This is a genomic window from Micromonospora olivasterospora, from assembly GCF_007830265.1.
Lineage (GTDB): Bacteria > Actinomycetota > Actinomycetes > Mycobacteriales > Micromonosporaceae > Micromonospora > Micromonospora olivasterospora.
The window spans coordinates 5,258,288-5,284,775 of record NZ_VLKE01000001.1 but is presented as its reverse complement, the minus strand read 5'-3'; the positions used below and the strand labels follow the sequence as shown (position 1 = coordinate 5,284,775).

General features: G+C 74.3%; 24 protein-coding genes, 1 tRNA gene, 8 pseudogenes and 1 riboswitch. Of the genes and pseudogenes, 8 read left to right on the top strand and 25 right to left on the bottom strand.

Annotated features, from left to right (window positions below; genetic code table 11):
• Positions 1-7: 7 nt before the first annotated feature.
• Together JD77_RS32975 and JD77_RS32470 are read right to left on the bottom strand one after the other, a co-directional pair.
• Positions 8-625 (bottom strand): annotated as a pseudogene (locus tag JD77_RS32975) (ABC transporter ATP-binding protein); the annotation flags it as partial.
• Positions 626-638: 13 nt separating this feature from the next.
• Positions 639-1,022: pseudogene (locus tag JD77_RS32470) on the bottom strand (ABC transporter permease subunit); the annotation flags it as partial.
• Between JD77_RS32470 and JD77_RS34030 the strand changes: the two are divergent.
• Positions 1,023-1,472 (top strand): annotated as a pseudogene (locus tag JD77_RS34030) (AMP-dependent synthetase); the annotation flags it as partial.
• A gap of 3 nt (positions 1,473-1,475) precedes the next feature.
• Here the strand turns inward: JD77_RS34030 and JD77_RS34025 are convergent.
• The 6 genes from JD77_RS34025 to JD77_RS24270 all read right to left on the bottom strand — a co-directional run bounded on the left by JD77_RS34025 (position 1,476) and on the right by JD77_RS24270 (position 7,122).
• The gene (locus JD77_RS34025; protein ID WP_246140892.1) at positions 1,476-2,036 is read right to left on the bottom strand and encodes a diacylglycerol/lipid kinase family protein; all 561 of its coding nucleotides are present in this window, start codon (positions 2,034-2,036) and stop codon (positions 1,476-1,478) included.
• Positions 1,964-2,401, bottom strand: a complete 438-nt coding sequence (locus JD77_RS34020; protein ID WP_246140889.1) for a diacylglycerol/lipid kinase family protein — start codon at positions 2,399-2,401, stop codon at positions 1,964-1,966. Before JD77_RS34020 ends, JD77_RS34025 begins: the two co-directional genes overlap by 73 nt.
• A gap of 130 nt (positions 2,402-2,531) precedes the next feature.
• Positions 2,532-3,179 (bottom strand): LysM peptidoglycan-binding domain-containing protein, encoded by a 648-nt coding sequence (locus tag JD77_RS24285; RefSeq protein WP_145776320.1) that lies wholly within the window; start codon positions 3,177-3,179, stop codon positions 2,532-2,534.
• A riboswitch (cyclic di-AMP (ydaO/yuaA leader) is annotated at positions 3,177-3,348 on the bottom strand. Its footprint overlaps the gene before it by 3 nt.
• Positions 3,349-3,804: 456 nt before the next feature.
• Complete coding sequence (gene htpG, locus JD77_RS24280) at positions 3,805-5,718, bottom strand: molecular chaperone HtpG (protein ID WP_145776319.1); 1,914 nt, start codon at positions 5,716-5,718, stop codon at positions 3,805-3,807.
• 128 nt (positions 5,719-5,846) lie between these two features.
• A complete protein-coding gene (locus tag JD77_RS24275) occupies positions 5,847-6,260 on the bottom strand; it encodes a type II toxin-antitoxin system Phd/YefM family antitoxin (RefSeq protein ID WP_145776318.1) in 414 nt (137 codons plus the stop codon).
• Between the two features lie 319 nt (positions 6,261-6,579).
• Positions 6,580-7,122 (bottom strand): RNA 2'-phosphotransferase, encoded by a 543-nt coding sequence (locus tag JD77_RS24270; protein WP_145776317.1) that lies wholly within the window; start codon positions 7,120-7,122, stop codon positions 6,580-6,582.
• A 100-nt stretch (positions 7,123-7,222) separates the two neighbouring features.
• On the opposite strand from JD77_RS24270, the gene smpB reads away from it, so the two are divergent.
• Positions 7,223-7,711, top strand: a complete 489-nt coding sequence (gene smpB, locus JD77_RS24265; protein WP_145776316.1) for an SsrA-binding protein SmpB — start codon at positions 7,223-7,225, stop codon at positions 7,709-7,711.
• A gap of 43 nt (positions 7,712-7,754) precedes the next feature.
• Here the strand turns inward: smpB and JD77_RS24260 are convergent, their stop codons facing one another.
• The 3 genes from JD77_RS24260 to JD77_RS24250 all read right to left on the bottom strand — a co-directional run bounded on the left by JD77_RS24260 (position 7,755) and on the right by JD77_RS24250 (position 9,856).
• On the bottom strand, positions 7,755-8,954 hold the full coding sequence (locus tag JD77_RS24260; RefSeq protein WP_145776315.1) for an RtcB family protein: 1,200 nt from the start codon (positions 8,952-8,954) through the stop codon (positions 7,755-7,757).
• A gap of 32 nt (positions 8,955-8,986) precedes the next feature.
• Positions 8,987-9,060 (bottom strand) — tRNA-Gly (locus JD77_RS24255).
• Positions 9,061-9,463: 403 nt separating this feature from the next.
• Positions 9,464-9,856, bottom strand: coding sequence for a hypothetical protein (locus JD77_RS24250; RefSeq protein WP_145776314.1), 393 nt, complete (start codon positions 9,854-9,856; stop codon positions 9,464-9,466).
• 151 nt (positions 9,857-10,007) lie between these two features.
• On the opposite strand from JD77_RS24250, the pseudogene JD77_RS24245 reads away from it, so the two are divergent.
• Positions 10,008-10,717: pseudogene (locus tag JD77_RS24245) on the top strand (alpha/beta hydrolase).
• 40 nt (positions 10,718-10,757) lie between these two features.
• On the opposite strand, the gene JD77_RS24240 reads toward JD77_RS24245, so the two are convergent.
• The 8 genes and pseudogenes from JD77_RS24240 to JD77_RS24205 all read right to left on the bottom strand — a co-directional run bounded on the left by JD77_RS24240 (position 10,758) and on the right by JD77_RS24205 (position 18,115).
• Positions 10,758-11,264: a DinB family protein gene (locus tag JD77_RS24240; RefSeq protein WP_145776313.1), complete on the bottom strand. Its 507-nt coding sequence runs from the start codon at positions 11,262-11,264 to the stop codon at positions 10,758-10,760.
• Positions 11,265-11,378: 114 nt separating this feature from the next.
• Positions 11,379-12,206 (bottom strand): M15 family metallopeptidase, encoded by an 828-nt coding sequence (locus tag JD77_RS24235; RefSeq protein ID WP_145776312.1) that lies wholly within the window; start codon positions 12,204-12,206, stop codon positions 11,379-11,381.
• 140 nt (positions 12,207-12,346) lie between these two features.
• Positions 12,347-12,787 (bottom strand): annotated as a pseudogene (locus JD77_RS24225) (peptidylprolyl isomerase); the annotation flags it as partial.
• Between the two features lie 334 nt (positions 12,788-13,121).
• A pseudogene (locus tag JD77_RS34015) lies at positions 13,122-13,820 on the bottom strand (DMT family transporter); the annotation flags it as partial.
• Positions 13,821-13,876: 56 nt separating this feature from the next.
• A complete protein-coding gene (locus JD77_RS24220) occupies positions 13,877-14,482 on the bottom strand; it encodes a polysaccharide deacetylase family protein (RefSeq protein ID WP_246140888.1) in 606 nt (201 codons plus the stop codon).
• 141 nt (positions 14,483-14,623) lie between these two features.
• Positions 14,624-15,817 (bottom strand): MGDG synthase family glycosyltransferase, encoded by a 1,194-nt coding sequence (locus tag JD77_RS24215; protein WP_145776311.1) that lies wholly within the window; start codon positions 15,815-15,817, stop codon positions 14,624-14,626.
• Positions 15,818-15,950: 133 nt separating this feature from the next.
• Positions 15,951-17,039 carry a D-alanyl-D-alanine carboxypeptidase family protein gene (locus tag JD77_RS24210; protein ID WP_211372651.1) on the bottom strand — a complete coding sequence of 363 codons (1,089 nt, stop codon included), beginning with the start codon at positions 17,037-17,039 and terminating at the stop codon, positions 15,951-15,953.
• A gap of 653 nt (positions 17,040-17,692) precedes the next feature.
• The gene (locus tag JD77_RS24205; protein ID WP_387227785.1) at positions 17,693-18,115 is read right to left on the bottom strand and encodes a protein-tyrosine phosphatase family protein; all 423 of its coding nucleotides are present in this window, start codon (positions 18,113-18,115) and stop codon (positions 17,693-17,695) included.
• A gap of 291 nt (positions 18,116-18,406) precedes the next feature.
• Between JD77_RS24205 and JD77_RS24195 the strand changes: the two genes are divergently transcribed.
• The 3 genes from JD77_RS24195 to JD77_RS24185 all read left to right on the top strand — a co-directional run bounded on the left by JD77_RS24195 (position 18,407) and on the right by JD77_RS24185 (position 21,364).
• Positions 18,407-18,748, top strand: a complete 342-nt coding sequence (locus JD77_RS24195) for a hypothetical protein (protein ID WP_145776308.1) — start codon at positions 18,407-18,409, stop codon at positions 18,746-18,748.
• Complete coding sequence (locus JD77_RS24190) at positions 18,745-19,407, top strand: nucleotidyl transferase AbiEii/AbiGii toxin family protein (RefSeq protein ID WP_145776307.1); 663 nt, start codon at positions 18,745-18,747, stop codon at positions 19,405-19,407. Before JD77_RS24195 ends, JD77_RS24190 begins: the two co-directional genes overlap by 4 nt.
• 163 nt (positions 19,408-19,570) lie before the next feature.
• On the top strand, positions 19,571-21,364 hold the full coding sequence (locus JD77_RS24185) for a bifunctional metallophosphatase/5'-nucleotidase (protein WP_145776306.1): 1,794 nt from the start codon (positions 19,571-19,573) through the stop codon (positions 21,362-21,364).
• A gap of 64 nt (positions 21,365-21,428) precedes the next feature.
• Here the strand turns inward: JD77_RS24185 and JD77_RS24180 are convergent.
• From JD77_RS24180 to JD77_RS24160, 5 genes and pseudogenes are all read right to left on the bottom strand, one after another.
• A pseudogene (locus JD77_RS24180) lies at positions 21,429-21,866 on the bottom strand (geranylgeranyl reductase family protein); the annotation flags it as partial.
• A gap of 79 nt (positions 21,867-21,945) precedes the next feature.
• On the bottom strand, positions 21,946-22,713 hold the full coding sequence (locus JD77_RS24175; protein WP_145776305.1) for a phosphotransferase: 768 nt from the start codon (positions 22,711-22,713) through the stop codon (positions 21,946-21,948).
• 20 nt (positions 22,714-22,733) lie between these two features.
• Positions 22,734-23,222 carry a glycine-rich domain-containing protein gene (locus tag JD77_RS24170; protein WP_145776304.1) on the bottom strand — a complete coding sequence of 163 codons (489 nt, stop codon included), beginning with the start codon at positions 23,220-23,222 and terminating at the stop codon, positions 22,734-22,736.
• 113 nt (positions 23,223-23,335) lie between these two features.
• A complete protein-coding gene (locus tag JD77_RS24165) occupies positions 23,336-23,704 on the bottom strand; it encodes a hypothetical protein (protein WP_170286315.1) in 369 nt (122 codons plus the stop codon).
• Positions 23,705-23,717: 13 nt separating this feature from the next.
• Positions 23,718-23,795: pseudogene (locus tag JD77_RS24160) on the bottom strand (hypothetical protein); the annotation flags it as partial.
• A 126-nt stretch (positions 23,796-23,921) separates the two neighbouring features.
• On the opposite strand from JD77_RS24160, the gene JD77_RS24155 reads away from it, so the two are divergent.
• Entirely contained in the window at positions 23,922-24,158 is a 237-nt protein-coding gene (locus JD77_RS24155; protein ID WP_145776302.1) for a hypothetical protein, read from the top strand.
• Positions 24,159-24,239: 81 nt separating this feature from the next.
• A complete protein-coding gene (locus tag JD77_RS24150) occupies positions 24,240-25,673 on the top strand; it encodes an MFS transporter (RefSeq protein WP_145776301.1) in 1,434 nt (477 codons plus the stop codon).
• 156 nt (positions 25,674-25,829) lie between these two features.
• Here the strand turns inward: JD77_RS24150 and JD77_RS24145 are convergent, their stop codons facing one another.
• Positions 25,830-26,480, bottom strand: a complete 651-nt coding sequence (locus JD77_RS24145) for a hypothetical protein (RefSeq protein ID WP_145776300.1) — start codon at positions 26,478-26,480, stop codon at positions 25,830-25,832.
• Positions 26,481-26,488 lie beyond the last annotated feature (8 nt).

Sequence of the window (26,488 nt, the reverse complement as noted above, 5' to 3'; positions counted from 1 at the left end):
CTGGCGGCTATCCGGCGTACGCCCGGACCTGCCCCCGCACCGCGACCGCGACCTGGGCGCCGGCGGCCAGGCCGGTGCCCTCGTCGAGGGTCCGGGCGGTCAGCACGGTGCCGTCGTCGAGGCGCAGCGTGGTCAGCGCGTCGCGCCCGTGGAAGTCCTGCCGGACCACGGTCGCGGGTGCCCCGCCGGACGGGGCGAGCGGACAGCGCCTCGCCCTGGTCGTGGGTGACCAGCACGCCGGTGGCGCCGTCGGCGCGCAGCGCCTGCCGCACGTCGGCCCGCAGCTCGGCGCGCAGCTTCGCGTCCAGGGCGCTGAACGGCTCGTCCAGCAGCACCAGCGGCGGCCGGGGCGCCAGCGCCCGGGCCACCGCGACCCGCTGCTGCTGGCCGCCGGAGAGCTGGTGCGGCATCCGCGCGCCGTACCCGGCGAGGCCGACCAGGTCGAGCACCTCCTCGACCCGGCCGGAGCGGCGGGCGGCCCGGTCCAGGCCGTAGCCGACGTTGTCCGCGACGGACAGGTGCGGGAACAGCGCCCCCTCCTGCGGCACGACGGCGACGCGGCGGCGGTGCGCCGGGACGTGCACGCGGTCCCGAGCACCGGCCGGCCGGCGACCGTGATCGCGCCGGGTGCCTCCGGGGTCGGTGAGTCCGGTGCGGGCCGCGAGCAGCCAGGTGGGCACGGCGGCGAGCGCGACGAGGATGGCCGCGTACGGGGCCGCGGCGGCGTACGCGGCGGTCGAGGTGTGCGTCCACAGCTCGGTGGCCAGGGTGTCCATTCCGGTGGGCCGCAGCAGCAGCGTGGCCGGGAGTTCCTTCATGCAGGTGAGGAACGTCAGCGCCGCGCCGGCGCCGATGCCGGGCAGGGTCAGCGGCAGGGTGACCGTGCGGAACACCGCGAACGGTCCCCGGCCCAGCGACCGGGCGGCCTCCTCCACGGCGGTCGGGCTCTGCGCGGCGGCGGACGCGACCGCGCCGACGGCCAGCGGCAGGAACAGCGTCGCGTACGCCAGCGCCAGCAGCCAGTGCTGGCCGTGCCGGCGGTGGACCGGCTGGAGCGGCGGCTGCCGTTCGCGCTGCCGCTCGCCGGCTGGGCCGCGGCCCGGGCCGACACCACCGGACGGCGCCTCGCGGTGACCGCCGGCGCCGTGCTCACGGTGCCCGGGTTCTTCGGCGAGCCGGCGCGGGAGGCGCTGGTCGTGGCCGGGTTCGCGCTGCTGGTCTGGGTGCCGGCGCTGCCGAGCCGGCGGGCGGTCAACCGGGCGGCGGCGCTGCTGGCCGGCGGTTCGCTGTACGTCCACCTCACGCACTGGCAGGTATGGCCGCTGGTCGCCCCGTGGTCGCGGTGGGCGGCACTGGTCGCGTCCCTGGCCGTCGGGATCGGCTGCGCGGCGCTCGCCCGGCTGGCGTCCCGGCGGCTGCCGGCGGTGCTACGCCGGGCCCGCCCGCTGGCCGCGCGGGCGGCCCCGCGCTGACCCTCAGTCGTCGGGGCAGCAGACGGTCAGCGCCCCGGGCGCCACCCTGACCTTCAGCCGCTTCGTCTCCGCCCGCGCCCCGCCGTCCAGCTCGTACGTCCGCGGCGCGGCGAACCGTACCTTGATCTTCCGGCCCCGGGTGATCCGCACGAACGGCGACTCGTCGGAGCGGCCGGCGGCCATCCGGCCCAGCGTCCGCGCCCAGTCCACCGCGCCGGCCGCCGTGGCCACCCCCACCTCCAGCGCGCCGTCGTCGGGGCGGGCGTCGTCGAACGCGGGGATGCCCCCGGTGATCGTGCCGACGTTGCCGAACAGCACGCAGCTCGCCTCGCCGTCGAACCAGTCGGACCCGTCCACCCGGATCCGGGTGCGGACCAGCTCGCCGCGGACGTGCCGCAGCCCCGTCCACACGTACGCGAGGCGGCCCAGCCGGCCCTTGAGCCGGCGGTCGGCCTCGCCGATCAGCTCGCCGTCGAAGCCGGCACCGGCCATCACCGCGAAGTGCTCGCCGTTGAGCCGGCCCAGGTCGAGCCGGCGCCGCCGCCCGCCCAGGCCCACCCGCACCGCCCCGGCAGGTCGGCCGGGACGCCGAGGTTGGTGGCGAAGAGGTTCGCCGTCCCGGCGGGCAGGATCGCCATCGGCACGCCGCTGCCGGCGAGGGCGTCGGCGCAGCGCTGCACCATGCCGTCGCCGCCCCACACGAAGACCAGCCCGGCGCCCCTCTCCAGCGCCTTGCGGACCTTCTTCGGCGCCTTGCGGCTCTTGGGCACCTCGTACCAGAGCAGGTCGTCGACGCCGGCGTCGACCAGCGTGGCGCGCAGCTCGTCGAGGCCGCCGCCGAGGGTCTTCTTCCGGTGGGCGACGACGGCGACGATGCCGACGCGGTCCGGAGCGGCCTCGTCGGGCCTGGTCAGCGTGCTGGTGCTCATGCTCGCCCGTGTTACCCAGCCGGCCCGGAGTCCACGCGTACCGGCCTCGGGACCCGGAAGCGCCCGGCCGGAGTACCGGCCGGGCGCTTCGGTGCGGGTCACCGGCCCGAACCGGCCCGGTGAGCGGGTGTCAGAGGCTGAGCCGCTGGCCGGGGAAGATCAGGTTGGGCCGGTCGCCCAGGACCCGCCTGTTCTTCTCCCACAGCGCGTGCCAGCCGCCCCCGACGCCCTTGGCCTGCGCGATCTCCGACAGGGTGTCCCCCGACCGCACCACGTACGTCCGGCCGCCGCCGGTGGACGGGGTGCTCTTCGTGGTGTCCCGCTTGCTCCGCGACGCCGGCTTCTCGGTACGCGAGGACCGCTCCTTCTTCGGGGCGGCCTTCGTCTCCGACTTCGGGCTGTACTTCTTGGTCGAGCCGCCCTTCTTGCCGCAGGTCGGCCACGCCCCGATGCCCTGGCCCCGGAGCACCTTCTCGGCGATGCGGATCTGCTCGCTGCGGGTCGCCAGGTCGGCGCGCGCGGCGTACTTCTTGCCGCCGTAGCCGGCCCAGGTGCTCTGCGAGAACTGCAGGCCCCCGTAGTAGCCGTTGCCGGTGTTGATGTGCCAGTTGTTGCCGGACTCGCACTGGGCGATGGCGTCCCAGTTGACCGCGGCCTGGGCCGGGGCGGCCGGCCCGAACAGGGCGACGGCGCCGGCGACGGCGCCCGCCGCGACGGTCCCGACGGCGGCACGGCGAGCGGTCACCCGACGGTGGCGGGCGATGTATCCAGTTGCCATGGTGATCCTCCACGCCGACGAGGTGAGCTGTCGGGTTCGGGCCGAGGAGCCCGGCCGCCGGTGGCGGCTTCACCCCGAGGTGACGGTGCACCGAGGAACGTTGGGTCCCCCGCTCCTGCCTGAGGACAAGGTGCCGACGGCCGGCGGCAGGATTAGGCGTTACCGACCGTGGTGTCCACGTTCGCGGACCCGACCGACGTTAGGCACCCTCCGCGACGGTCGCCCACCTATTGTTACCTTCTTCACCCGCTCGGGCGACGGGCTCCACAGTCGAGTTCCGCAGCCGCGCAGACCGTGCATGACGCCCGACGGACCGACTCGGACCAGGCCGCCCCCGGGCCGGACGGTGACGCAGCGTAGTGTCCGTCCGATCCCGCACATCGCGAACGTGAGTCACCCCCCACACAGGTCAGTGTGGCGGTCGCTGGCCCAGTCGGCCACGACATCGCCCGGCGCTCCGCCGATTCGTCCACGACATCAGCTCCACAGGAAGTACCCACCCGGCGTGGTGGATCCTGGCGGTCTCGGAACCGGCGATCGCGAAGGCGGCACGGGGCGGGCACGAGCGGCAGGACCGGCCGGCGCCTCCCTGGCGCCGGCCGGTTCGTACCTGCCCGCCGCGGCCCTACAGGGTGCGAGCCAGCCGGTCGGCGAGGACGCGGGTGAACCGGGACGGGTCGGCCAGCTCGCCGCCCTCGGCCAGCAGCGCCATGCCGTACAGCAGCTCCGCGGTCTCGGCGACCGCGTCGGACTCGGCGCCCTGCTCGTGGGCCTTGCGCAGCCCCTCCACCAGCGGGTGGCCCGGGTTCAGCTCCAGGATCCGCTTGACCTGCGGCACCTCGTGCCCCATCGCCCGGTACATCTTCTCCAGCGTCGGGGTGATGTCGTGGGCGTCGCCGACCACGCAGGCCGGCGAGGTGGTCAGCCGGGTGGAGAGCCGAACCTCCTTGACGTTGTCGCGCAGCTTCTCCGTCATCCACGACAGCAGGTCGGCGTACTCCTGGCGCTGCTGCTCACGCGCGGACTCCGCCTCCTTCTTCTCCTCCTCGGTGTCCAGGTCGACCTGGCCCTTGGCGATCGAGCGCAGCGGCTTGCCGTCGAACTGGCCGACGCGGTCGACCCAGACCTCGTCCACCGGGTCGGTGAGGATCAGCACCTCGTAACCCTTGGCCCGGAACGCCTCCATGTGCGGCGAGTTCTCGATCATCGACCGGGACTCGCCGGTCATGTAGTAGATGTCGGTCTGGCCGTCCTTCATCCGCTCCACGTAGTCGCGCAGGCCGGTCAGCTGCTCCGGGTCGTCAGTGGAGGCCACGGAGACGACGTCGAGAATCGCCTCGGTGTTGTCCGGGTCGTCGAGCAGGCCCTCCTTGAGCGCGGGGCCGAACTCCGACCAGAAGGTGCGGTAGCGCTCGGCGTGCTCGGCCTTCATCTCCTTGACCGTGGCGAGGATCTTCTTCACCAGCCGGCGGCGGACCGCCTTGATCTGGCGGTCCTGCTGGAGGATCTCGCGGGAGATGTTGAGCGACAGGTCGTGCGCGTCGACGACGCCCTTGACGAAGCGCAGGTAGTTGGGCATCAGCGCGTCGCAGTCGTCCATGATGAACACGCGCTTGACGTAGAGCTGCACGCCGCGACGGGCCTGCGGGGCGAACAGGTCGACCGGGGCGTGCGACGGCAGGAACAGCAGCGCCTCGTACTCGAAGGTCCCCTCGCCCCTCATGTGGATGGTCTCGAGGGGGTCGGCCCAGTCGTGGCTGACGTGCTTGTAGAACTCCTTGTACTCGGCCTCGTCGACCTCGCTGCGCGGCCGGGCCCACAGCGCCTTCATCGAGTTCAGCGTCTGCACGTCGCGGGTGACCTCGTCGTCGGCGCCCTTGCGCTCCACGGTCATCCGGATCGGCCAGGCGATGAAATCGGAGTACCGCTTGACGATCTCGCGGATCTTCCACTCGGCCGTGTAGTCGTACAGGTGGTCGTCGCTGTCCTCGGGCTTCAGGTGCACCGTGACGGCGGTGCCCTGCGGGGCGCCGTCGACGGTCTCCACGCTGTACGTGCCCTCGCCGGTGGACTCCCACCGGGTGCCCTCGCTCTGCCCGGCGCGGCGGGTCAGCAGCGTGACCCGGTCGGCGACCATGAACGTGGCGTAGAAGCCGACACCGAACTGCCCGATCAGGTCGGCGGACGCGGCCGAGTCCTTGGACTCGCGCAGCTTGGCCAGCAGCTCGGCGGTGCCCGACTTGGCGATGGTGCCGATCAGCCGGACCACGTCGTCGCGGGACATGCCGATGCCGTTGTCCCGGACGGTGAGCGTGCGGGCGTCGCGGTCGACCTCGATCTCGATGTGCAGGTCGGAGACGTCGGCTGCGAGATCCTTGTCGACCAGGGACTCCAGGCGCAGCTTGTCCAGTGCGTCGGACGCGTTGGAGATCAGCTCGCGCAGGAAGACGTCCTTGTTCGAGTAGATCGAATGGACCATCAGCTGAAGCAGCTGGCGCGCCTCCGCCTGGAACTCCAGCGTCTCGATCCGGTTGCTCACACCGACCCCCTTCTGGGAACTTATCGAGCCTTCGCGCACAGGATACGAGCCGTCGCTGGCCGTCGCGCCAGCCGCCCGGGGGTCGGACGTCAGCGGCCGGCCGGAATTCACCGGCCGACCGGGACGGGTCAGTCGCGCAGCAGGTCGGCGTGGGCGGCGCGGAGCCGGGCCAGGGCCGGGTCGCTGCCGGGGGCGACCCGGCGGTCGAGCTCGGCCCAGACCTCGGCGAGCGCCGCGGTCACCGCCCGCAGCTCGGCGGCGTGCCGCCGGCTGCTCTGCCGGTGCAGCTCGTCGAGGCGGCGAGCCCAGCCGGCGGTGACCGTGGCGAGACGGTCGGCGTCGGCGCGGGCCTGGGCCGCCGTCCGGGCGGCGGTAGCGGGCACGATCGCGGCGATCGGGCGGGGGTCGCCGTCGCGGGTGACCAGCGTGACCGTGTCGGTCAGCTCGGCCATCGCGACGAGCTGGGTCAGCCGGGTGCGGGCCTCGCGCAGCGGCAGGGCACGCGGCGGGGTGGGCTCGTGGGCCAGTGCGGGGACAGCCATGCGTCCATGCTGGACGCCGGGTACGACAATAACTGCGCTCTCGGGGACCCAACGGTCCCGGTCGAGGGAAAACCCCAGGTCACTGCGGGCCGGGTCGGCGTCCGGCTCCGGCGGCCGTCGCCAGGTCGGCCACGGGGAGCACCCGGCCGGCCAGCGGCAGGCGGCGCAGCGCCTCGGCGTCCTCGGCCCCGGCGAGGACGGGTGGGGCGTCCAGGGCCCGCCAGGCGTGCAGCAGCGCCGCGACGGCCGGGCCGGACCGCCGATCCCGCCGGCCCGGGGCCGGCTTTTCAATGCCGGTGACGCGAATCCGCGCCTGCCACTACCCCGCGGTGAGGTAGGCGGCGGGCACCGCCTCGGTGAGCCACACGCCGTTGTCGCTGCGGTAGAAGACGTGGCCGTCGCGGGCCATCGCCGCCGCGTCGACGGTGAGGACCACGACCGGGCCGCCCCGGCGGGCGCCGACCCGGCGGGCGGTGTCCACGTCCGGCGACAGGTGGACGTGGTGCCGCCCGCCCCGGTTCAGGCCGGTGGCCCGGATCGAGTCCAGCACGGCGGCGGCGGTGCCGTGGTACAGCCGCTCGGGCGGGGACTGCGGGGCCAGGCCGAGGTCCACGGGAATGGAGTGCCCCTGAGTGGCCCGGATCCGTTCGACCCCGTCGGGGCCGCACCGCACCGCGAAGCGCTGCTTGTCGTTGCCGGCCACCACCGCGTCGAGGTCGGCCCGGTCGATCCTCATCGCCGCGAGGAGGTCGTCCACCCGGACCCAGCCGGCGTCGTCCGGGGCCAGCCCGATCCGGTACGGCTCGTGCCGCAGCGCCCGGGACATCCGCTTGCTCAGGCGGACCATCGTTCGGTGATCCATCCCGGCATTGTGGCCGCCGTCGCCTTGCGCCGCACCCGCGTTACGCTTCACGGCGCCGCGTCCCGACCGCGACCGACGCGCCATCAGGGGGAGGCCGATCGTGCCCAGGGAGACCGGACGCACCCTCGTCGCGTCGAACCGCAAGGCCCGCCACGACTACACCATCCTGAAGACGTACGAGGCGGGGCTGGTGCTCGCCGGCACGGAGGTGAAGTCGCTGCGCGCCGGCCGGGTCTCGCTGGTGGACGCCTTCGCCCAGGAGCGCGACGGTGAGCTGCTGCTGTACGGGCTGCACATCGCCGAGTACGGCTTCGGCAGCTGGACCAACCACCAGCCCCGGCGCACCCGCAAGCTGCTGCTGCGCCGGGTCGAGATCGACCGGATCCTCGACCGGATGCGCGAGGGCGGGCTGACCCTCGTGCCGCTGTCGATGTACTTCGCCAACGGGTGGGCCAAGGTCGAGCTGGGCCTGGCCAAGGGCCGCAAGTCGTACGACAAGCGCCAGGCGATCGCCGAGCGCGACGCCAACCGGGAGATCGCCCGGGAGCTGGGCCGCCGCCTCAAGGGCGCCCGCCCGCGCCGGCCCTGACCCTGGGCCGGCCGGCGCCCCGTGTGCGGCGCCGGCCGGTCGCTCAGCCCTTCACGCAGACCACCTGCTTGAGGTGGGCGACCACCTCCACCAGGTCCTCCTGCTGGGCCATCACCTCCGTGATGTCCTTGTACGCGCCGGGGATCTCGTCGACCACCCCGGCGTCCTTGCGGCACTCCACCCCGGCCGTCTGCCGCGCCAGGTCCTCGGTGCTGAACGTCCGCTTGGCCTGCCCGCGCGACATCCGCCGGCCGGCCCCGTGCGAGGCCGAGCAGTACGCGTCCGGGTTCCCCCGGCCGCGCACGACGTACGAGCCCGTACCCATGGAGCCCGGGATGATGCCCAGGTCGCCGGCGCCCGCCCGGATCGCGCCCTTGCGGGTGACCAGCACGTCCACCCCGCCGTACGTCTCCTCCGCCACGTAGTTGTGGTGGCAGCTGATCGGCTCGTCGAAGCCGACCGACGGAAACCGGTCCCGGACCACGCCGCAGAGCAGCGCGAGCATCACCGCGCGGTTGCGGCGCGCGTACTCCTGCGCCCACCAGAGGTCCCGGCGGTACGCGTCCATCTCCGGCGTGCCGGCGAAAAACACCGCGAGATCCCGGTCGGGCAGGTCGACGTTGTGCGGCAGCCGCCGGGCGATGTCGATGTGCCGCTCGGCCAGCTCCTTGCCGATGTTGCGCGACCCGGAGTGCAGCATCAGCCAGACCCGCCCGGCGTCGGGGCCGCCCTGCTCCAGGCAGACCTCGATGAAGTGGTTGCCGCCGCCGAGGGTGCCCAGCTGCTGCTGGGCGCGCGTCTCCAGCTGGGCGACCCGCTTGTCGAGCGTGCCGAAGCGCCGCCAGAAGTCGTCCCAGCCGCGCTGCTCCAGCCCCCGCACCCGGCGCGGGTCGACCGCGTCGTCGTGCTTGGCGAAGCCGACCGGGATCGCCGCCTCGATCGCGGCGCGCAGCGGGGCGAGGTCGTCGGGCAGGTCGTCCGCGGTGAGCGAGGTGCGCACGGCCGACATCCCGCAGCCGATGTCCACGCCGACGGCCGCCGGGGAGACCGCCTGCCGCATCGCGATCACCGAACCGACCGTGGCGCCCTTGCCGAAGTGGACGTCGGGCATGACGGCCACACCCTCGACCCACGGCAGTGCGCCGATGTTACGCAGCTGCTGGGCCGCCTGCGGCTCGATGCCGTACGGGTCGGTCCAGACCCGAACGGGCGCGCGGGTGCCCGGCAGGGGGGTGAATGCCATCGTCGTCTCCTTGGTCGGTCTTTCGTCTGCGAAGCGGTTGGCCGGATTCGCACCGGCGACCTCGCCATGGCGGGGTGACGCGCTGCCAGAGCTGCGCTACAACCGCGGGAGCGTCCCTGTGGGACGCGGGTGAGGGGTGCCACCGCCGGGAGCCGGTGGACGAGAAAGCCGCCCGGCCCCGGTCGGGGCGGGCGGCTGCGTGGGTCGCGCGGGCGCTATCCGCGCCGCCACCCCGGTCGCCGCCGCCGGCCCCAGGCTGGTTCTCCGGCGCGCAGCTGGGCACCGCCGCGCGGCGTGGGCCGCTGGGCCTGGGTGCGGGTGCGCTGCGCCACGGCGACTCCCTCTGACTCGTGCGTTCGGCGTTGCCCGTTCACGGAAGGCCGGGGTCGCGGGGGCCACAATTCGATATTGGCGGCGGGTGCGGCCGGCGGGAATCGCCCGAGCCGCTCAGGCACGGCGGCGCGCGCGACGGGCCCACCGCGCGGGCGGGCCCGGGTGGGAACGTACCGTCAGGCCGTTTCGGCGACCGGGTCGGCGCTGACGTGGTCGATGAAGCGGAACCGCGCGGTGAGGTCGGCCAGGGAGATGCCCTCACGCCACGCGGCGGCCACCCGCACGACCTGGTCCAGGTCGATGGTGTCGCCGCAGGCCCGGGTCCCGCCGTCCGTCGCGAGGTCGACCATGAAGTACCGGGCCTGGGAGCCCAGCCTGACCGTGACCGTGCCGCGCTCGGAGCTCAGCCTGGCGCAGGTGAAGCGGCTGCGCCCCTGCTCGGGGGCGCTGACCCGGCCCGCGTCGAGCTCGAGCCGGGTGGCCGTCAGGGCCAGCGCGGACGCGAGCCCGCCCAGCTCGACCAGGTCGGGGTAGAGGCGCACACCCAGCGCCGTCGACACGTCGCTCACCACTGACTCCCACTTCTCTGTGACAGTTCCAGCAGTCTGGACGTTACAGGCTGGTAAACCGTTGATCTACCCTCTTGGACGTCCCGGTCGAAGTTCCTCCGGCCGCCGGGACGGCGGCGGGGCCGGGGCCGTCCGCGTAGCATCGGCGCCCGTGGCGTTGATCCGCTGCGACTTCCACTCCGAGGCCCTGGGCATGGGCACCGCGATGACCGTGCTCCTGCCCGAGCGGGCCGACTCCACGATCGGCCTGACCGGCAGCGTGCCCGCCGGCGACCCGCCCATGCTGTACCTGCTGCACGGCCTCAGCGACGACGACACGATCTGGCCCCGGCGCACCTCGATCGAGCGGTACGTCGCGCCGTTGGGGCTGGCCGTGGTGATGCCGCAGGCCGGGCGGAGTTTCTACGCCGACGAGGCGAACGGCAACCGGTACTGGACCTTCCTCAGCGCCGAACTGCCCGAGGTGTGCCGGTCGTTCTTCCGGCTCTCGCAGCGGCGCGAGGACACCTTCGTGGCGGGGCTGTCCATGGGCGGGTACGGGGCGGTGAAGTGGGCACTGCGGGACCCGGGCCGGTTCGCGGCGGCGGCGAGCCTGTCCGGGGCGCTGGACGTCGCCCGGCGGCGGGACCACCCGACCAGCCCCGTGGACCCGGCGGTGTGGCGCACGGCGTTCGGCGACCGGCAGGTGCCGGGCAGCGACGACGACACCGTGGCGCTGCTGGAGCGCGCCGGCGCGGGGTGCCGCTGACCGTGGACTTCTCCCCCGGGACGCACGACTGGGCGTACTGGGACGCGAAGATCCGCGACGTGCTGGCGTGGCTGCCGCTGCGCGGCCGCGACGAGGCGTCCGCCCCAGCGTGACGGGCCTGCCGGCGGACCGCCCCGCCGGCCGGGCACGGTCTCAGGCGCCGACCGTGCCGTCGGTGGCCTCTCGGAGGAAGTCGGCGTGGCCGTTGTGCCGGGCGTACTCGTGGATCATGTGCAGCATCACGAAGCGCAGCGAGACGTCCTCGCCCCAGCGGGCCTGGTGCCCGAGGACGTCCAGCGACTCGGCCTCCCGCTCGATGCGCCGGGCGTGCTCGACCTCGCGCCGCCACGCCTCGAACGCCTCGGCGGCGCTGGCCGACGACACGTCGTACGCCTGCTGGAAGTCGCCGCTGTCCGACCAGACCAGCGGGACGTCCTCCCGGTTGATCGCCCGCCGGAACCAGGCCCGCTCCACCTCGGCCATGTGCCGGACGAGGGCGAGCAGGCTCAGCGCCGACGGCGGCGACGACCGGCGGCGCAGTTCGTCGTCGGTGAGGCCCTCGCACTTCATGGCCAGGGTGGCGCGATGGAAGTCGAGGAAGGCGCGCAGCATCTCGCGCTCGTCGGCGATCAGGGGCGGCGCGGGGCGTTCCGTGGTCATGGCGGGGGAGCCTAGTGCGGTGTCCGCCACCGTTCGCCGCCGCCTGGGTCCCGCTGCGGAACGCGCCACGGAGTTCCGCCGTCGGGTTGACAGCCCGGAGCGCGCCGCCGGGGTTCACAGCGCGGAGCGCGCCACGGGGAAGTCGAAGTACGTGTCGGGATAGGGCTCGGCATCGTACCGGTAGTGCCACCACTCGCGCGGGTAGTTGCTGAAGCCGCCGGCGGTCATCAGCCGCTTCAGCAGTTCCCGGTTGCCCCGGGCGGCCCCGGTGACCCGCGGGTCGGCGGTGTGCGCGAGCGGGTCGAAGCAGTCGAAGCCGGTGCCCATGTCGACGCTGTTGTCCGGGAAGCGCTGCCCGGCCGGCGCGGTGCAGGCGACCAGGCGTTCGCCCGGGGCGTACGGGCGTTGGGACGGCGGCGGGTCGGGGACCAGGGTCAGGTCCAGGGTGCTGCCCCGGCTGTGCGCGGTGGGCGTCCCGACGTACCCGTCCTCGAACAGCTTCGCCTTGGCGACGCGCGGATAGAACTCGGCCTTCATCCGCTGCTCGTCGGGCTGCCGCGCCCAGGCCACGAAGTCGGCCACGGCCCGCTGGGGGCGGTAGCAGTCGTACACCTTGAGCCGGTGCCCGGCGGCCCGGGCGGCCCGCTGGACCCGGCTCAGCGCCTCGGCGGCGGGCCGGGTGAGCACGCACAGTGGCTCGGCGTACCCGGCGATCGGCCGGCCGACGAAGTTGTGCGCCGTCGCGTACCGGACGTCGGTGACGATCGTCGGGTCCACGTCGGCGAGGACGACGAAGTTTGCCGGTGCCCGCGACGGCACGGACGCCGAGGGCGGCGCCGGTGCGGGCCGGTGCGGCCCGGGGCAGGCCGTCAGCAGCACGACGGCGACCGCGGCCAGGGCGGCGGACCGTCCGGCCCGGCCCGGCCCCCGTCGCTGTCCCATCCGCCCTGTCTATCAGGGTGCGTCCCGGTGCGCGCCGGACCCGGCCCACCCGGGTCCGGCGCGCACCCGACGTCAGCGCCGCCGGAATCACCAGCAGACCCGCGCGGCAGCCGGGCGAGGGCCGGGCGGTGGGACGGCGGTCAGTGCCGACGGTCGGCCTTGACGATCTCCACGGGCAGCGCGGGCGCGCCGTCGACCGGGGCGGGGTCCTCGGCCGTGGGGGCGATGCCCCCGGCGGCGATCCGGTCGAGGGTGTCCAGGCCGGCGGAGTCGACCTCACCGAAGATCGTGTAGTTGGGGCGCAGCGCCGAGTTGGCGTAGACGAGGAAGAACTGGCTGCCGTTGGTGTCCGGACCGGCGTTGGCCATGGCGAGGACGCCCCTGGCGTACACCTTGCGCACCCCCGTCGGGTCGGTCGGCGCCGGCGGCAGGTCGGTGGGCAGCTCGTCGCGGTAGCGGTACCCGGGCCCGCCCGCGCCGGTGCCGGACGGGTCGCCGCACTGGAGCACGCTGAGCGTGGGGTACGCGGTCAGCCGGTGGCACGAGGTGCGATCGTAGAACCCGTGCCGGGCCAGGTGAACGCCACGCTCGCGGCCCGGACGGGGATGCGCGCCCCGCGGCGCTGCGCTGACGGCGGTGCTGCCGGTTCCCGGCGGGGTGACCTCGACACGTACGTCCTCCCTGGGCTGAAGTGCCAGAAAGAGCGCAGTCTATGGACGCCGCCGTCCCTTGTCGATGCCCGGCGCGCCGGTGCCGGCCCGTGTCCCGCGCCGCCTCCCCCTCGGTGCCGCCGGTGCCGGCCCCGTGTCGCCCGCCGTCGCCACGCCCGCCGCCCCGCGCCGTGCCGGCGAGCCAGACGCCCACCGCGATGGCGACGGCCGAGGCGGTCAGTACGGCGGCCCGGGCCCCGCCGAGCGCGAGCGTCTCCCGGAACGCCGTCACCCCGACCGCCACGCTGACGACCGGCTCCGCCAGGGTGAGCGCGGTCAGCGGAGCGGCGATCCGGCCGCGCTGGAACGCGGCCTGGTTGAGCACCAGACCGAGCAGGCCCACCACGACCAGGGCGGCCAGGAGCGGGTCCGTGAGGAGCCGGCCGAGGCCGCCCGGGCCGCCGTGCAACATCGAGGTGAGCGCCTTGACCAGCGCGGCGGTCACCCCGTACAGGACACCGGCGGCGAGGCCCAGCAGCGCTCCCCGGGTCGCCTCGCCCACCGCCGCGGACAGCAGCACCGCGACCGCGACGACGGCGCCCGCGCCCAGCGCCACCCCCCACCAGGCCGTGGCGGGCGGGGTCGCCAGGCCGGGCCGGGGATCGCCGACGGTCAGGAAGACCCCCAGCCCCCCGACGCCCACCACCGAGGCGAGCAGGTCCCGGCGGGCGGGCCGCCGGCGGGTCCAGACCGCCTCGACGAGGATCGCCATGAACAGCCCGCTGGCCATCAGCGGCTGGACCAGCGCCAGCGGCCCGAACCGCAGGGCCAGCGCCTGGAGGCCGATGCCGGCCGCGTCGGGCAGCCAGCCGAACTGCCAGAGGCGGGTACGCAGGAGCCGCAGCAGCAGCCGCGGGTCCAGCGGCCCGACCCGGTGTTGCCGCTTCGCCGCCCGCTGCTGCATCGTCGTGGCGACAGCCAGGCAGAAGGCCCCGGCGAGGGCGCACGCGACCGCCAGGATCACCGCGCCGGCTCCAGGTGGGGGCCGAGCGGACCGACGGTCCACCCCCGCCCGTCGCACTCGGCCAGCACCCGGGGCAGGGCGGCGAGGCCGGCCCGCCAGGCGCCCGGGGCGGCGGCGTAGTCCGAGTCGTGCAGCAGGACGGTGCCGCCCCCGGCGAGCCCGCGGGTGACCGCGCGGAAGACGGACTCCGGCGTCGCCCGCGCCGTCCAGTCCCGGCCCCAGCAGGTCCACAGCACCGGTTCCAGCCCCAGCCGGACGCCCGCCAGCAGCGCCGGGCCGGTCAGCACCCCGTACGGGGGGCGGAAGAACCGAGGGGGCCGGCCGGCGGCGGTGGTGATCGCCGCGCGGGCCCGGGCCAGGTCCCGGTAGGTGGCCAGCGGCCCCCGGCGCAGCAGGTTCCGGTGCTCCCAGCCGTGCACGGCCACCTCGTGCCCCTCGGCGACGATCTCGCCGACCAGCGCGGGGTACCGGGCCACCCGGGCGCCCAGCAGGAAGAAGGTGGCCCGCGCCCGGTGCCGCGCCAGGACCTCCAGGAACCGGGGGGTGGAGTCGGGGTCCGGCCCGTCGTCGAAGGTCAACGCCACCCGGTCGGGGCGGCCCACGCCGGACAGCCGGGGCAGGAACCGGCCCGCACGGGCGGCGCGGCCGTCACCACCGGGCCCACCTGGACGGCGGCGAGCCCGACGACGGCCCAGCGGGCGAGGAAGACACCGCGCCGGCCGGCTCCCGGCGTCGGCCGGAGCTCACCGCCGGTCCGCCCGGCCGGCGTTCGGCAGCACCGTGGCGAGCACCGCCAGAGTGTCGCCCACCACGTCGGCGACCGGCCGCCTCCGGTACGCGCCGGACCAGCCGACGGTCGACGGCCGCGCGGCCACCTCGGCGACCAGGCCCGCCGGGTCCGGCCAGGACCCCATCTCCCGTCCTGGCGGGTGCGCGCCGGGGGCGGGCCACCTGGCCAGCTCGCGCTGCAGGTGGTCGCGGGACGGCGCCCACCGGGTCAGCCCGGCCGCGGCCAGGATCCGCGCGTTGGCCCGGCCGTGGCCGGGTATCGGCCGGTAGGTGACCACCGGCAGGCCGCAGGCCAGCGCCTCCTGACAGGTCAACCCGCCCGCGTTCTCCACCACCAGGTCGACGGCGCGCATCAGCGTGGGCATGTCGTCCACCCACCCGAACACGTGGCCGGCGACCGGCGCGAGGCGCTCCCGCAGCGCGTCGTTGCGGCCGCAGACGACCACGGTGCGGACGCCTCCGCCGGCGCCCACCTCGGTGACGGTGGTCTCGACCTCGCCCACCCCCCACGCCCCGGCGACGACGAGGGCCAGGCGCTCGTCCGCGGGCAGCCCGAACCGCCGGCGCGCCTCGCTCTTGCTCGTCCCCAGCGCCTCCGCGAAGTCGGCGGACACCAGCGGCTGCACCGTGCGGACGTCGAGGTCGGCGGGGAGCCGGGCGGAGTGGGGCCGGGCGTACGGCAGCGCGCAGTAAAGGTCGACGCCGGGCGAGACCCAGCTGGGATGGACGACGAAGTCCGTGACGTACGTGAGCAGTGGCGCGCTGAGCCCGCGCCGGCGCAGCGGCCCGAGCAACTGGTTGGCGAACGGGTACGTGGTGACCACCGCCCGGGTGTCCGGCGGGATGCGCCGCCACATGCGCCGCCGCAGCGGGGCGAGCAGCGCCCGCAGCACGGTGGCGGCGCGCCTGGACCGCCCGGTGACTTTGAACATCGCCTCGTACCACCACGGCGCCCAGCGCAGCACGCCCCGGTACGCGTCCCGGAACCCCCACCGGGCGGGGGCCGGCACGACGTCCAGGAAGTTCAGCCGGTCCACGAGAAAACCGCGCTCGCGCAGGCGGCGGGTCAGCTCGGCGGCGGCCGACTCGTGGCCCGCGCCGACGTCGGCCGACACCACGACGATGCGCCCCCTGTGCTCCGCCCTCACCGGGCGCGCATACCCGCCAGGGACGACTTGACGCCGCCCCGGCCCTGCCTGGTGCCCTGACGGCGGGCGCCGGCCGGCGTGGCGGTAACGGGTCGGAAGGGCCGAACGCGCCGACGCCGTGCCGCCCGGCCCGTCAGGCCCGGCGCTGACGCCGCCGCAGCAGGGCCACCAGCGCGACCGCCGCCACGGCGGCCACCCCGACCGCGACCAGCGGCCAGGCGCCGGGCAAACCGGTCGCGGGGGCACGGTGGGCGGCCACGGCCCGGGGCTCCCGGGCGGCGGCCGACGCCGACGCCGGCGCCCCGTCCGCCGCCGTCTCGCCCGGCTCGACGAGCCGCCCCACCGAGGCGTCCCGGGGCAGCGAGAAGCCCCAGTCCAGCAGTGCCGCCCCCTGCTCCCAGCCGCGCATCGGCCGCGGCTCGGCGCCGAGCAGGGTGACCACCAGCCGCCGGCCGTCCCGCTGGGCGGCGCCGACGTACGTGTGCCGGGCGTAGTCGGTGAAGCCGGTCTTGCCGCCGAGGGCGCCCGGGTAGCGGTAGATGAGCTGGTTCTCGTTCTGGATCTGGAAGCCCTTCTGCCGCAGGGCCGGCTGGGCGGGGATCTGCGCCCGCTCGGTGAGCGCGTACCGGCGGAAGGTCGGGTTCGCGAAGCAGGCCCGGGCGATCAGCGCCAGGTCGTACGCGCTGGTGAACTGGCCCGGCGCATCCAGCCCGGACGGGGTCACCGCGTGGGTCTGCAGGGCGCCGAGGTGCCGGGCCTGCTCGTTCATCGCCCGGACCCCGTCCGCCGCCCCGCCGGGACCGCCGACGAGCCGGGCCAGGGCGTTGGCCGCCTCGTTGCCGGACTGCAGCAGCAGCCCCAGGAAGACGGTCTCGACGGTGTACCGGCCGCCCTCGACGAGGCCGACGGCGGAGCTGCCCGGAGCGATCTTCAGATCGTCACGGGTCACCGTCACCACCTGCTTCGGGTCCAGCTTCGGCAGCGCGGTGGCGGTCAGCAGCAGCTTCTGCACGCTGGCCGGCGTGGCGTACTCGTGCGGGCCGCAACCACCGAGCACCGTGCCGGTGTCCAGGTCGGCCACCAGCCAGGAGGTCGCGGTGACCGCTGGCGGGGCGGGCACGCCGGCCGGCACGACCAGGCCCGGGGTGGCCAGCGCGGCGCCGCCCACGGCCTGCTGCTCGGGCGCCGACGGCGGCGGCGTCGGCCGCGGGGAGCGCCGCACCTGCGGCGCCTTGGCCTTCGGGCAGGGAACCGTCGCTGCGCCGGCCGCCGGGGCGCCGGGTCCGGTCGCGCCGGAAGCCGTGGGCGCCGGGCCGCCGGGTCCGGTCGCGCCGGAAGCCGTGAGCGCCGGGCCGCCGGGTCCGGTCGCGCCGGAAGCCGTGAGCGCCGGGCCGCCGGGTCCGGTCGCGCCGGAAGCCGTGGGCGCCGGGCCGCCGGGTGCGGCCGCGACCGGAAGGACGCCCGCCGGGACGGCCGCGGTCGGGGTCGGACCGCCGCGCGAAGCGGCGGCGGCCGGAACGGCCGTCCCGGCGGCGAGTACGACGGCGGCGGTTGCGGCCAGCAGCGGAACCCTCATGGGCAGCACCCTAACGGGCATGAACGGCGCGGACCGGCACCGACCGCCGGGGCTCACCGCGGCCGACGCCGGCCCCGGACCGCCAGTCGCCGCCCGGCCAGGAGCGCCAGGAGGGCGATCGGCGTCAGCAGCCCCGGCGCGGGCCACGACGGCGGCCGGGTCGTCTTCACCGGCACCCCGGCCGACCTCGTCGCGCACGGCGACACCCTCACCGCCATCCACCTGCGGGAGTACGTCGCCCGCTGACGGGCGCAGCATCGGGCGGCGGTCGCCGCGGGCCCGGAGTGTCGGGGCAGCGGTCAGCGCGGCAGCCGCCGTAGCCAGCGCCGCTGCCACGGGGTCTCCACCGCGCGCGGGTGGTAGTGCTCGCGCACCCATCCGACCGCCCGCTCGGCTGGCAGCCCGTCGAGCACGGCGAGCGCCGCGAGGGCGGTTCCGGTGCGGCCGACACCGCCGCGGCAGGCCACCTCCACCCGCTCTCCGGCGTACGCCCGGCGCAGCGCCTCGCCGAGGGCGTCCAGGGCGTCGGCCCGGTCCAGCGGCAGCAGGAAGTCCGGCCAGCGCACGCGCCGGTGCGCCCACGCCGGCTCAGGCCCGGGCGCCAGCAGCAGGGCGAAGTCGGCCGGCGTGGCCGGATCGCCGATCCGTCGGCCGCGTACCGACGCCCCGCCGGGGAGCACGACCACCCCGGTCCGCTCCCACCATTCCCCCACCGCGCCCACGCCCTCATTCTGCGCTGCTGGAACAGGCCCAACGAGTCGTGGTCGTTCGCGTCACCCAGGTGCCCAGGTTCTCCAGCTTCGACTCCTGCAGGCTGGTAGCAATCGAGATCACCGCCTGCGAACCGGACATTCAGTGTGAATCGGCGCATCCGGAGCAGGTGATCCACTCCATGTCGCCGCCATGGGGCCATCCGGCGGCTCGGACGCCCCGATGTCGCCGACATGAAGTCGATCGAGCACCCCACCCGGCCGCAACCACCCGCGGCCCCGACCAGGCGTTACCCTGACAGGATGCAGGGCGTATCCCCCACCTCGACCGGTGTGGCCTTCCTGGCCCGCCCGGGCCGCCCCGCCGTCGTCAGCCCCAGCCTGACCGAGCTGACCGGTCCGACCCGGGGGATCGTCGAACTGCCCGTACGCCTGATGTGGAACGCGGAGCGCACCTTCGACCTGGCCGACCCGGACGACCTGCTCTGGATGTACGAGAACGTACTGCGCGAGACGACCCGCGTGGACGACCTGCGCGAGCTGATCAACGGTCACCTGCTGCGCCAGGTGTGGTGCCTGCTCAACCTGCCCCGCGGGGTCCGCGAGGCGTGGGAGCTTCGGCACGACGAGCTGCGTACGGCGTGACCGGCGCCGCGCCGCCGGACGACTTCTACCGCGAGGTGGCCCGGGTCGCCCTGTCGGTCGCGGGGCGGCACCGGTTCGTGCTGGGCGGCGGGGTCGCCTGGGCCGCGCACGGGCTGACCTTCCGCCCGACCGAGGACGTGGACCTCTTCGCGGACGTCGAGGGGGCGGCAGCGGCGGCGGCGACGGGTGTCCGGGCGGCCCTGGAGGCCGCCGGCTTCCAGGTGACCGACGCCGACCCGGACAGCGACCTGGGCGAGCTGTTCGCCGGGTTCGACCGGGACATGAAGGACTTCGTGGTCAGCCGTGGGCCGCGGCAGATCCGGCTGAGCCTGGCCCGGCTCGACCGGCGGCGCAGCCCGGTGGTGATGGACCTCGGACCGGTGATGGACCTGCGCGACCTGGTGGCGAACAAGACGGCCGCGCTGGTCAACCGGCGCGAGGTGCGCGACTTCATCGACGTGGCGGCGGCCCTCGAGCACTACCCGGTGGCGGAACTGCTCGACCTGGCCCGGCAGGTGGACCCGGCGCTCGACCCGGAGGACGTCCGGGCCGCGGGCCGCTACCTGGACCGCCTGCCGGACCGTCGCTTCGCCCGGTACGGCCTGGACCCGTCCCAGGTCGCCCGCCTCCGCGCCCGCCTCGCCGCCTGGCCCCGCTGACCAGGACGGGGAGTTGCGCCCGGATGTCCTCCGGCGCTCGTGGCGGGGAACACCTCGGGTCGCGGCGGGGAACACCGCGGGCCACTGTGGCACCTGTTACCACGGCTGGTTATGGTGCGCTCGGCGCCCACGAGGCGCGTATACCCCCATGGAAAGGCTCCTCATGACCTCCTCCTCCGGCGCCTCGCGCCGCCAGGTGCTGGCCGTCACGGCCGCCGCCGCGACGGCCCCCCTGATCGCCGGCGCGCCCGCCCGGGCGGCCGCGTCGAAGGGCCCGAAGACCTGGGACCTGACGATCCTGGGCACCTCGGACACCCACGGCAACGTCTACAACTGGGACTACTACAAGGACGCCGAGTACGACGACAGCAGGCACAACGACATCGGCGTCGCGAAGCTGGCCACCCTGGTCAACCAGATCCGCGCCGAGCGGAAGGGCAGGGCGACCCTGGTCCTCGACGCCGGCGACACCATCCAGGGCACGCCGCTGGCCACGTACTACGCCAAGCAGGAGCCGATCACCGTCACCGGTGAGACGCACCCGATGGCCAACGCGATGAACGTGCTGAAGTACGACGCCGTCACGCTGGGCAACCACGAGTTCAACTACGGCCTGCCGCTGCTGGCCAGGTGGATCGGCCAGCTCGGCTTCCCGGCCCTCGCCGCGAACGCGATCAACGAGGCCACCGGCAAGCCGGCGTACCTGCCGTACGTCATCAAGGAGGTCGACCTCGGCGGGCCGGGCGCGCCGAAGCTCAAGGTCGGCATCCTGGGCCTGACCAACCCCGGCGTGGCGATCTGGGACAAGGGCAACGTCGAGGGCAAGCTGATCTTCGCCGACATGGTCGAGACCGCCGCCAAGTGGGTGCCGGTCATGCGCGAGCGCGGTGCCGACCTCGTCATCGTCTCCGCGCACGGCGGCGACAGCGGCACCTCCAGCTACGGCCCGGAGCTGCCGAACGAGAACCCGTGCACGATGATCGCCGAGCAGGTGCCCGGCATCGACGCGATCCTCTTCGGCCACGCGCACAACGAGGTCGTCGAGAAGTTCGTGACCAACACGCGGACCGGCGCCCAGGTGCTGATGTCCGAGCCCTCGAAGTGGGGCCAGCGGCTGACCCGGATGGACTTCACCCTCGTCCGCGAGCGGGGCAGCTGGAAGGTCGCCAGCAAGGGCGCCAGCATGCTGAACACCAACACCGTGGTCGAGGACCCGGCGGTGCTCGCGGCAGTGCGCGGCCAGCACGGCAAGACCGTCGCGTACGTCAACCAGGTCGTCGCCCAGTCGAGCGTGGAGCTGTCGGCCGCCGAGTCCCGGTACAGGGACACCCCGATCCTGGACTTCATCAACCACGTCCAGACCGAGGTGGTCACCGAGGCGCTGGCCGGCACGGCGTACGCGGGCCTGCCGGTGCTGTCGATCGCGGCGCCGTTCAGCCGCACGGCCGTCTTCCCCGCCGGTGACGTGCGCATCCGCGACGTGGCCGGGCTCTACGTCTTCGACAACACCCTCGAGGCCGTGGTGCTCACCGGCGCCGAGGTGCGGGCGTACCTGGAGTACTCGGCGAAGTACTTCACCACCCTGGCGGTGGGCGCCCCGGTCGACCCGGCGACGATCAGCGACCCGGCCGTGCCGGACTACAACAACGACACCATCTCCGGGCTCGACTACGACATCGACATCAGCAGGCCGGTCGGCCAGCGGATCACCCGCCTGGTCCTGCCGGGCACCGACACCCCGGTGGCCGACGACGCGCAGTTCGTGATCGCGGTGAACAACTACCGGCGCAGCGGCGGCGGCAACTTCCCGGGCATCGTCAAGACCCAGGTCTACAACCAGCAGCAGGAGATCCGCCAGTTGCTGATCGACTGGGCGCAGGCCAAGGGCGTCATCGACCCGGCCGACTTCTACGTCCCCAACTGGAAGCTGGTGCGCGCGGGCGTGCCGGTCTTCTGACGCGACGCCGTCCGGCGGGCCGTGGGTGGCGACACCCGCGGCCCGTGCGCGTACGTGGGGACGCTCAGCCCACGGCGACCCGCCGGCGGACCTGCCGCGCCGGCGGGAGCCGGTCCAGCAGTGCCAGGCCCGCCCGCACCGGCGCCCGCGTCAGCGTCTCCTCGAAGCTCGCCCGACCCTGGCAGAAGCGCACGAACATCCGCCAGCCGGGCGGGGTGGCCAGCAGCGCGTGGAAGACGTCGGGCCGCCGGGAGAACACCTCCAGCAGCCGGTACCCGGCCCGCATCGAGGGCACCAGGTTCCGCTCCACCGATCGCCGGTAGCCGTCCAGGTCGCCGTCGACGACGGCCGCCCCCGCCAGCGCGCCGGAGCGCACCCCGGACAGGCCGAGCCGGTCGACGAACCGACGCAGGTACTCGCGGGTCCGCTCCCCCTCGCCCCGGGCGGCGATCACCCCCACCGTGACCCTGTCGCCCTTCGATAACAACCCCAAAATGCACCCACCCTGTCGAAGAGAGTTTTGCCTGTTCAGGGCCTGGATGCAGGAAGGCCCGACTCCAACAGAGCGAGCCGGGGCTCGCCTAACGGTGGGCCGCCCACTCGCCCGCCCACGCCGCGAGATCGTGCACCCACGCCTCGGTGCTCTGCCGGGACTTGGCTAGCCATTTCGCTGCATTCTTCGCGGCAAAGTCATCCAGGACTTCCCGGCCAACCGCGTCCCACGCGGGGAACTGCGCCAACCACCTCTCCGCCTGCTCGGGGGTGTGGCCACTGCCGATCAACCACTGGACGAGCAGCGCCAGCTCGACCCACGACGCGGCCTTAGTCGCCCACGCCCAGTCAACGATCCGCAGGGCGGCCTGGGTCACGATCAGGTTGGTCGGGTTGAGGTCGGAGTGGACGAGCATCCGCCCGTCCATCGCCGGGTGCCCGAATCCGACCCGGCCCTCCGGGGTGAACCACGGCCCACCCTGTGCCGGAGTCTCCTGGAGTTCCTTCAGCGTCACGGCGAGCAGTTCGAGATCCGGGCTGCCCGGGGAGAGGTCGGGGTGGGGACCGTCAAGGTGCTCGGTCCCCACCACCAGCCAGCCGTCGCGCTCGAAGTGCCACAGGACTGCCGGCGGGTGCCGGTCGACAGCCCTGGTCGCCGACAGCTCGTAGCGCAGTGACTGGGCGCCCGGCCCAGCGGAAGCTGCCTTGACGAAGACCCTCGCGTCCGGCCCGGTGACGGTCGAGGCGATCTCCGCGTGATCGCCACTCGCGGCCGGAGCCACCTCGAAGGCCCCGCCGACTCGTTCGGCAATCTCCGCTGTCACGGCCTCGGGTAGGGCGGTCCAGTCACTGCGCATCAGTTATCTTTCCTCTCCTGCTAAGCGATACCCGGCTGCGGCGGGTTCGGCGGGCAGCAGGACTCCGCCTCGCCCGTCCAGAATTCCATGTCGACCCGGTACCCGGTGCGGTGCAGCGCCGCGAGGGTGAAGGTCTTCGCGGTGCCGTCCATCATCCCCTCGGTCAGGATCGGGATGTGGTGGATGAAGCTGCCGGCGATCTGTTCGCAGGCGGCGAGGTACGGCACCGTGTGCTTCAGCGCGGAGTGCCACACCGCGTCGATGGGCAGGGTGGGCACGACCCGGCCGATGGACCCGTCCGGCAGCGGCATACCGAAGTCGGAGTTGTCGACGTTGTCGGCGTGCGCCTTGAGGAAGATGAGCCACTGCTCGACCGCGCGCTCCGCGTAGGCACGGGTGACCTGCTGGTCGGCGGCGAAGTGCTCGACGAGCTTGCCGAACGTGGTGGGGTCGACGAGGGTCCGAGGGTTTGCTGCGGGAGTGACCAATCGGTCAAGGGTGATGGTCATGACTTCTCCTTCGTGCTGTCGCTGCGTCCGCTATCTGTCCTGCTGGAGTGCCTGGGAGGGTTGGGAAGGGGGCAGAGAGGGCGGCCCCCTCGCCCTCGGGGCGTGGTCGCGGCTCACCGAGCCCTGGCCCAGGTGAGGAACCTGTCTCGCAGGTTGATCTCGGGATTGATCCGGCCGAGCTGGCCGACGCGGCCGGCGAGCACGCCGCCCTGGTCGTAGGTGCGGACGAGCTGCTTGTAGACGACGCTGGTGTTGACGATGGTGTCGGCGAGCACGTGCGTCGGGCGGCCGGCTTCGAGGGCGTCCTCGGTGCCGAAGATGATGGCCGAGCACAGCACCTCGGACTTGCCGTCAGCGCCGGTCGGCAGGACCTCTCGGGGCTTGAGGACCACGGCGAAGGCGTTGACGAACTCGCCGGGGCGGAAGTAGTGGGCGGCGACGCTGCGGGGGCTGACGAATTTGGTGATCGTGGCGGCAGTCATGTCGGGTGCGCAGCCCGGCGGAGGCCGCGACGTGGGCGGCGGAGAGCCCGGCGGGTCCACCGCCGACGACGACCAGATCCCAGTTGATCACGGATGCAGCCTATGGCACGGCCGTGGGCCGGAAGCGCCCGATCGGGCGGGCATCAACGCCGGGGCGGCGGGTAACCGCGCAGCGCAGATCCGCCCCTCGCGGGCGGTCACGCCGAGGAGGAGAGCGATGCAGCAGGTACGTCTGTCGGACGTCGAGGAGCGGGTGTACCAGGCGGTGGCGGCGCTGGAGGCCCGGGGACAGGTCCCGTACCCCGACATGATCGCCGAGGAGTCGGGGCTGTCCGCGGAGGAGGTCCATGCGCCGCTGCACATGCTGACCGAGAAGAACCTCCTGCACCGGGAGGACTCCCCGATGGCGGGCCTGGACTTCGGCCCCCGCTGGTGCGCCCGCCAGATGGCGTGAGCCCGCGACCGGTCGCGGTTTGCCCCCGTTGGGCCCGGGTAGCGGTCACTGGCAGTTGACCGCCGGGCGACGGGAGGCACCGTGACGAGCGCCGAGGACCGGCCGGGGGACCCTGGCGACGACCGGCGACGGTGGCAGGCGCTCGGGGTCGGGCTGGTCGCCGCCTTCATGACGCTGCTCGACGTGAGCATCGTCAACGTCGCGGTGCCGTCGATCGACCGGGCGCTCCAGGCCACCCCGAGCGACCTGCAGTGGGTCCTGTCCGGGTACGCGCTCACCTTCGGCCTGGCGCTCGTGCCGTCCGGCCGGTTCGGCGACGCCCGCGGGCGACGCAACGCGTTCGTCCTCGGGATCGCCCTGTTCACCGTCACCAGCGCCCTGGCCGGGCTGGCCCGCTCGCCCGAATGGCTGGTCGGTGCGCGACTGCTGCAGGGCGCCGCCGCCGGCATCGTCAACCCGCAGGTCACCGGCCTCATCCAGCAACTGTTCCGGGGCCCGGAGCGGGGTCGGCCGTTCGGCCTGCTCGGCGCGACCATCGGCATCTCCACCGCGATCGGGCCGCTGCTCGGCGGGCTGCTGATCCAACTCGGCGGGGTGCAGAACGGCTGGCGGTGGGTGTTCTTCGTCAACGTTCCCGTGGGCGCCGTCGCGGTCGTCCTCGGTTGGCGGCTGCTGCCGACGCGGCCGGCCGGCACGGCCGACCGCAACCGGCTCGACCCTGTCGGCGTGCTGCTGCTCGGCGCGGGTGTGGTGCTCGTCCTGCTGCCCCTCGTACAGGAGCGACAGTGGCAGACTCCGTGGAAGTGGCTGCTGATCCCCGCCGGACTCGTGGTGCTCGCCGCCTTCGCGCTCTGGGAGCACCGGTACGCACGGCGACAGGCGCCGCTGTTCGACCTTCGGCTGTTCCGGTTCCGGTCGTACACGCTGGGGGCGTTGATCGCGCTGCTCTACTTCGGGGGCTTCACCGCGATCTTCTTCATCTTCACCCTGTACCTGCAGATCGGCCTCGGCTACAGCGCCCTGGCCGCCGGCCTGGCCATCACGCCGTTCGCCCTGGGCTCTGCCGCGGCGTCGGCGCTGGGCGGCCGGATCGTCAACCGGTACGGCCGGCCGCTGGTCGCCGTCGGGCTGGTCGCCGTGTTACTCGGCCTGTGCGCGGTGGTGTTCGTGCTGCGCGGCGAGCCGCACCACGTACCCCTGCGTACGGCGGTGCCGCTGCTGGTCGCCGGGTTGGGCAGCGGCCTGGTCATCGCGCCCAACCAGGCCCTCACCCTCGCCGAGGTGCCGGTACGCCACGCGGGCAGCGGCGCCGGCATGCTCCAGACCGGCCAGCGGATCGGCTCGGCCGCCGGCATCGCGGCCGTGGGGGCGCTCTTCTTCTCCTCGCTGGGCGCCACGCACGGGGACTGGGCCGCGGCGTTCCGGCACTCGCTGCTGCTGGCCACCGGCATCGTCGGGCTCGCGCTGCTGGCCGCCCTGGTGGACATCCAGCGCGGCCGCGGACCGGGCGGATGATCCACTCCGTGTCGCCGACATGGCGGTATCCGGAGAGCTCGGACACCCCCATGTCGCCGCCATGGAGTCGATCACGACACCCCGAAGCCGCGACGGTGCCCGCCGGATCACGCCGGCGGGCACCGTCACCCAGGGGCACCGCCCGGTTGGCAGACCTCAGTGCGTCGGCCCGACCCCGAACCGACCGCGACGACGCCAGAGCAGACCGGCGAGCGTCAGCACCACACCGGCACCGACCAGTCCGCCGCCGATCGCGAGCGGGGTGCCCAGGCTGTCACCGGTCACCGGCAGCCCGCCCGGACGGGTCGGCGCCGGCTGGGCAACGCGCAGCACGGTGAGCGTCGCGCTGGCCGTCCTGTCCGTGGTGCGACCGGTGGCGGTGAAGGTCAGCCGGCCGGTCGTGCTCGGCCGGTACTCGCGGGAGAAGTCGCCGTTCCCGTCGGTGCGCACGGTGAAGTGCAGCGGCGCCGCGGCCTGGTACGCCACCGGTGCCATCGCCACCGTGCTGCCGTCGCCGCGGCGGCTCTCGCCCGGGAGGCCCGCCGCGAGCGGCGACCTCGCGATGTCCACGTCGATGGTCTCGCGCGGGCCGAACCCGGTGCCGACGACGCGCACCGTCTCACCGAGGAAGATGGTGGTCGGAACCACCCTGAGCCGCGGCGCCTGCGGCGGGTACGGCGGTGGCTGCGGCGGATCGGTGACGGTCTGCGTCGGTGCCGGCTGCGGCTGCGCCGCCCCCGCCGCGGTCGGCGCGGACACGACGGCCAGGCCGATCGTGAGCGCCATGATGATGCGGGATAGCCGCATGGTTGGTT

Coding starts and splice junctions, on each gene's coding strand:
- JD77_RS24175 (WP_145776305.1), bottom strand. CDS start 22,713: ATGCGCAGTGACTGGACCGCCCTACCCGAGGCCGTGACAGCGGAGATT.
- JD77_RS24165 (WP_170286315.1), bottom strand. CDS start 23,704: ATGACTGCCGCCACGATCACCAAATTCGTCAGCCCCCGCAGCGTCGCC.
- JD77_RS24235 (WP_145776312.1), bottom strand. CDS start 12,206: ATGGGACAGCGACGGGGGCCGGGCCGGGCCGGACGGTCCGCCGCCCTG.
- JD77_RS24170 (WP_145776304.1), bottom strand. CDS start 23,222: ATGACCATCACCCTTGACCGATTGGTCACTCCCGCAGCAAACCCTCGG.
- JD77_RS24185 (WP_145776306.1), top strand. CDS start 19,571: ATGACCTCCTCCTCCGGCGCCTCGCGCCGCCAGGTGCTGGCCGTCACG.
- JD77_RS24275 (WP_145776318.1), bottom strand. CDS start 6,260: ATGGCTGTCCCCGCACTGGCCCACGAGCCCACCCCGCCGCGTGCCCTG.
- JD77_RS24155 (WP_145776302.1), top strand. CDS start 23,922: ATGCAGCAGGTACGTCTGTCGGACGTCGAGGAGCGGGTGTACCAGGCG.
- JD77_RS24195 (WP_145776308.1), top strand. CDS start 18,407: ATGCAGGGCGTATCCCCCACCTCGACCGGTGTGGCCTTCCTGGCCCGC.
- JD77_RS24260 (WP_145776315.1), bottom strand. CDS start 8,954: ATGGCATTCACCCCCCTGCCGGGCACCCGCGCGCCCGTTCGGGTCTGG.
- JD77_RS24240 (WP_145776313.1), bottom strand. CDS start 11,264: ATGACCACGGAACGCCCCGCGCCGCCCCTGATCGCCGACGAGCGCGAG.
- JD77_RS24145 (WP_145776300.1), bottom strand. CDS start 26,480: ATGCGGCTATCCCGCATCATCATGGCGCTCACGATCGGCCTGGCCGTC.
- JD77_RS34020 (WP_246140889.1), bottom strand. CDS start 2,401: ATGAGCACCAGCACGCTGACCAGGCCCGACGAGGCCGCTCCGGACCGC.
- JD77_RS24285 (WP_145776320.1), bottom strand. CDS start 3,179: ATGGCAACTGGATACATCGCCCGCCACCGTCGGGTGACCGCTCGCCGT.
- JD77_RS24270 (WP_145776317.1), bottom strand. CDS start 7,122: ATGGATCACCGAACGATGGTCCGCCTGAGCAAGCGGATGTCCCGGGCG.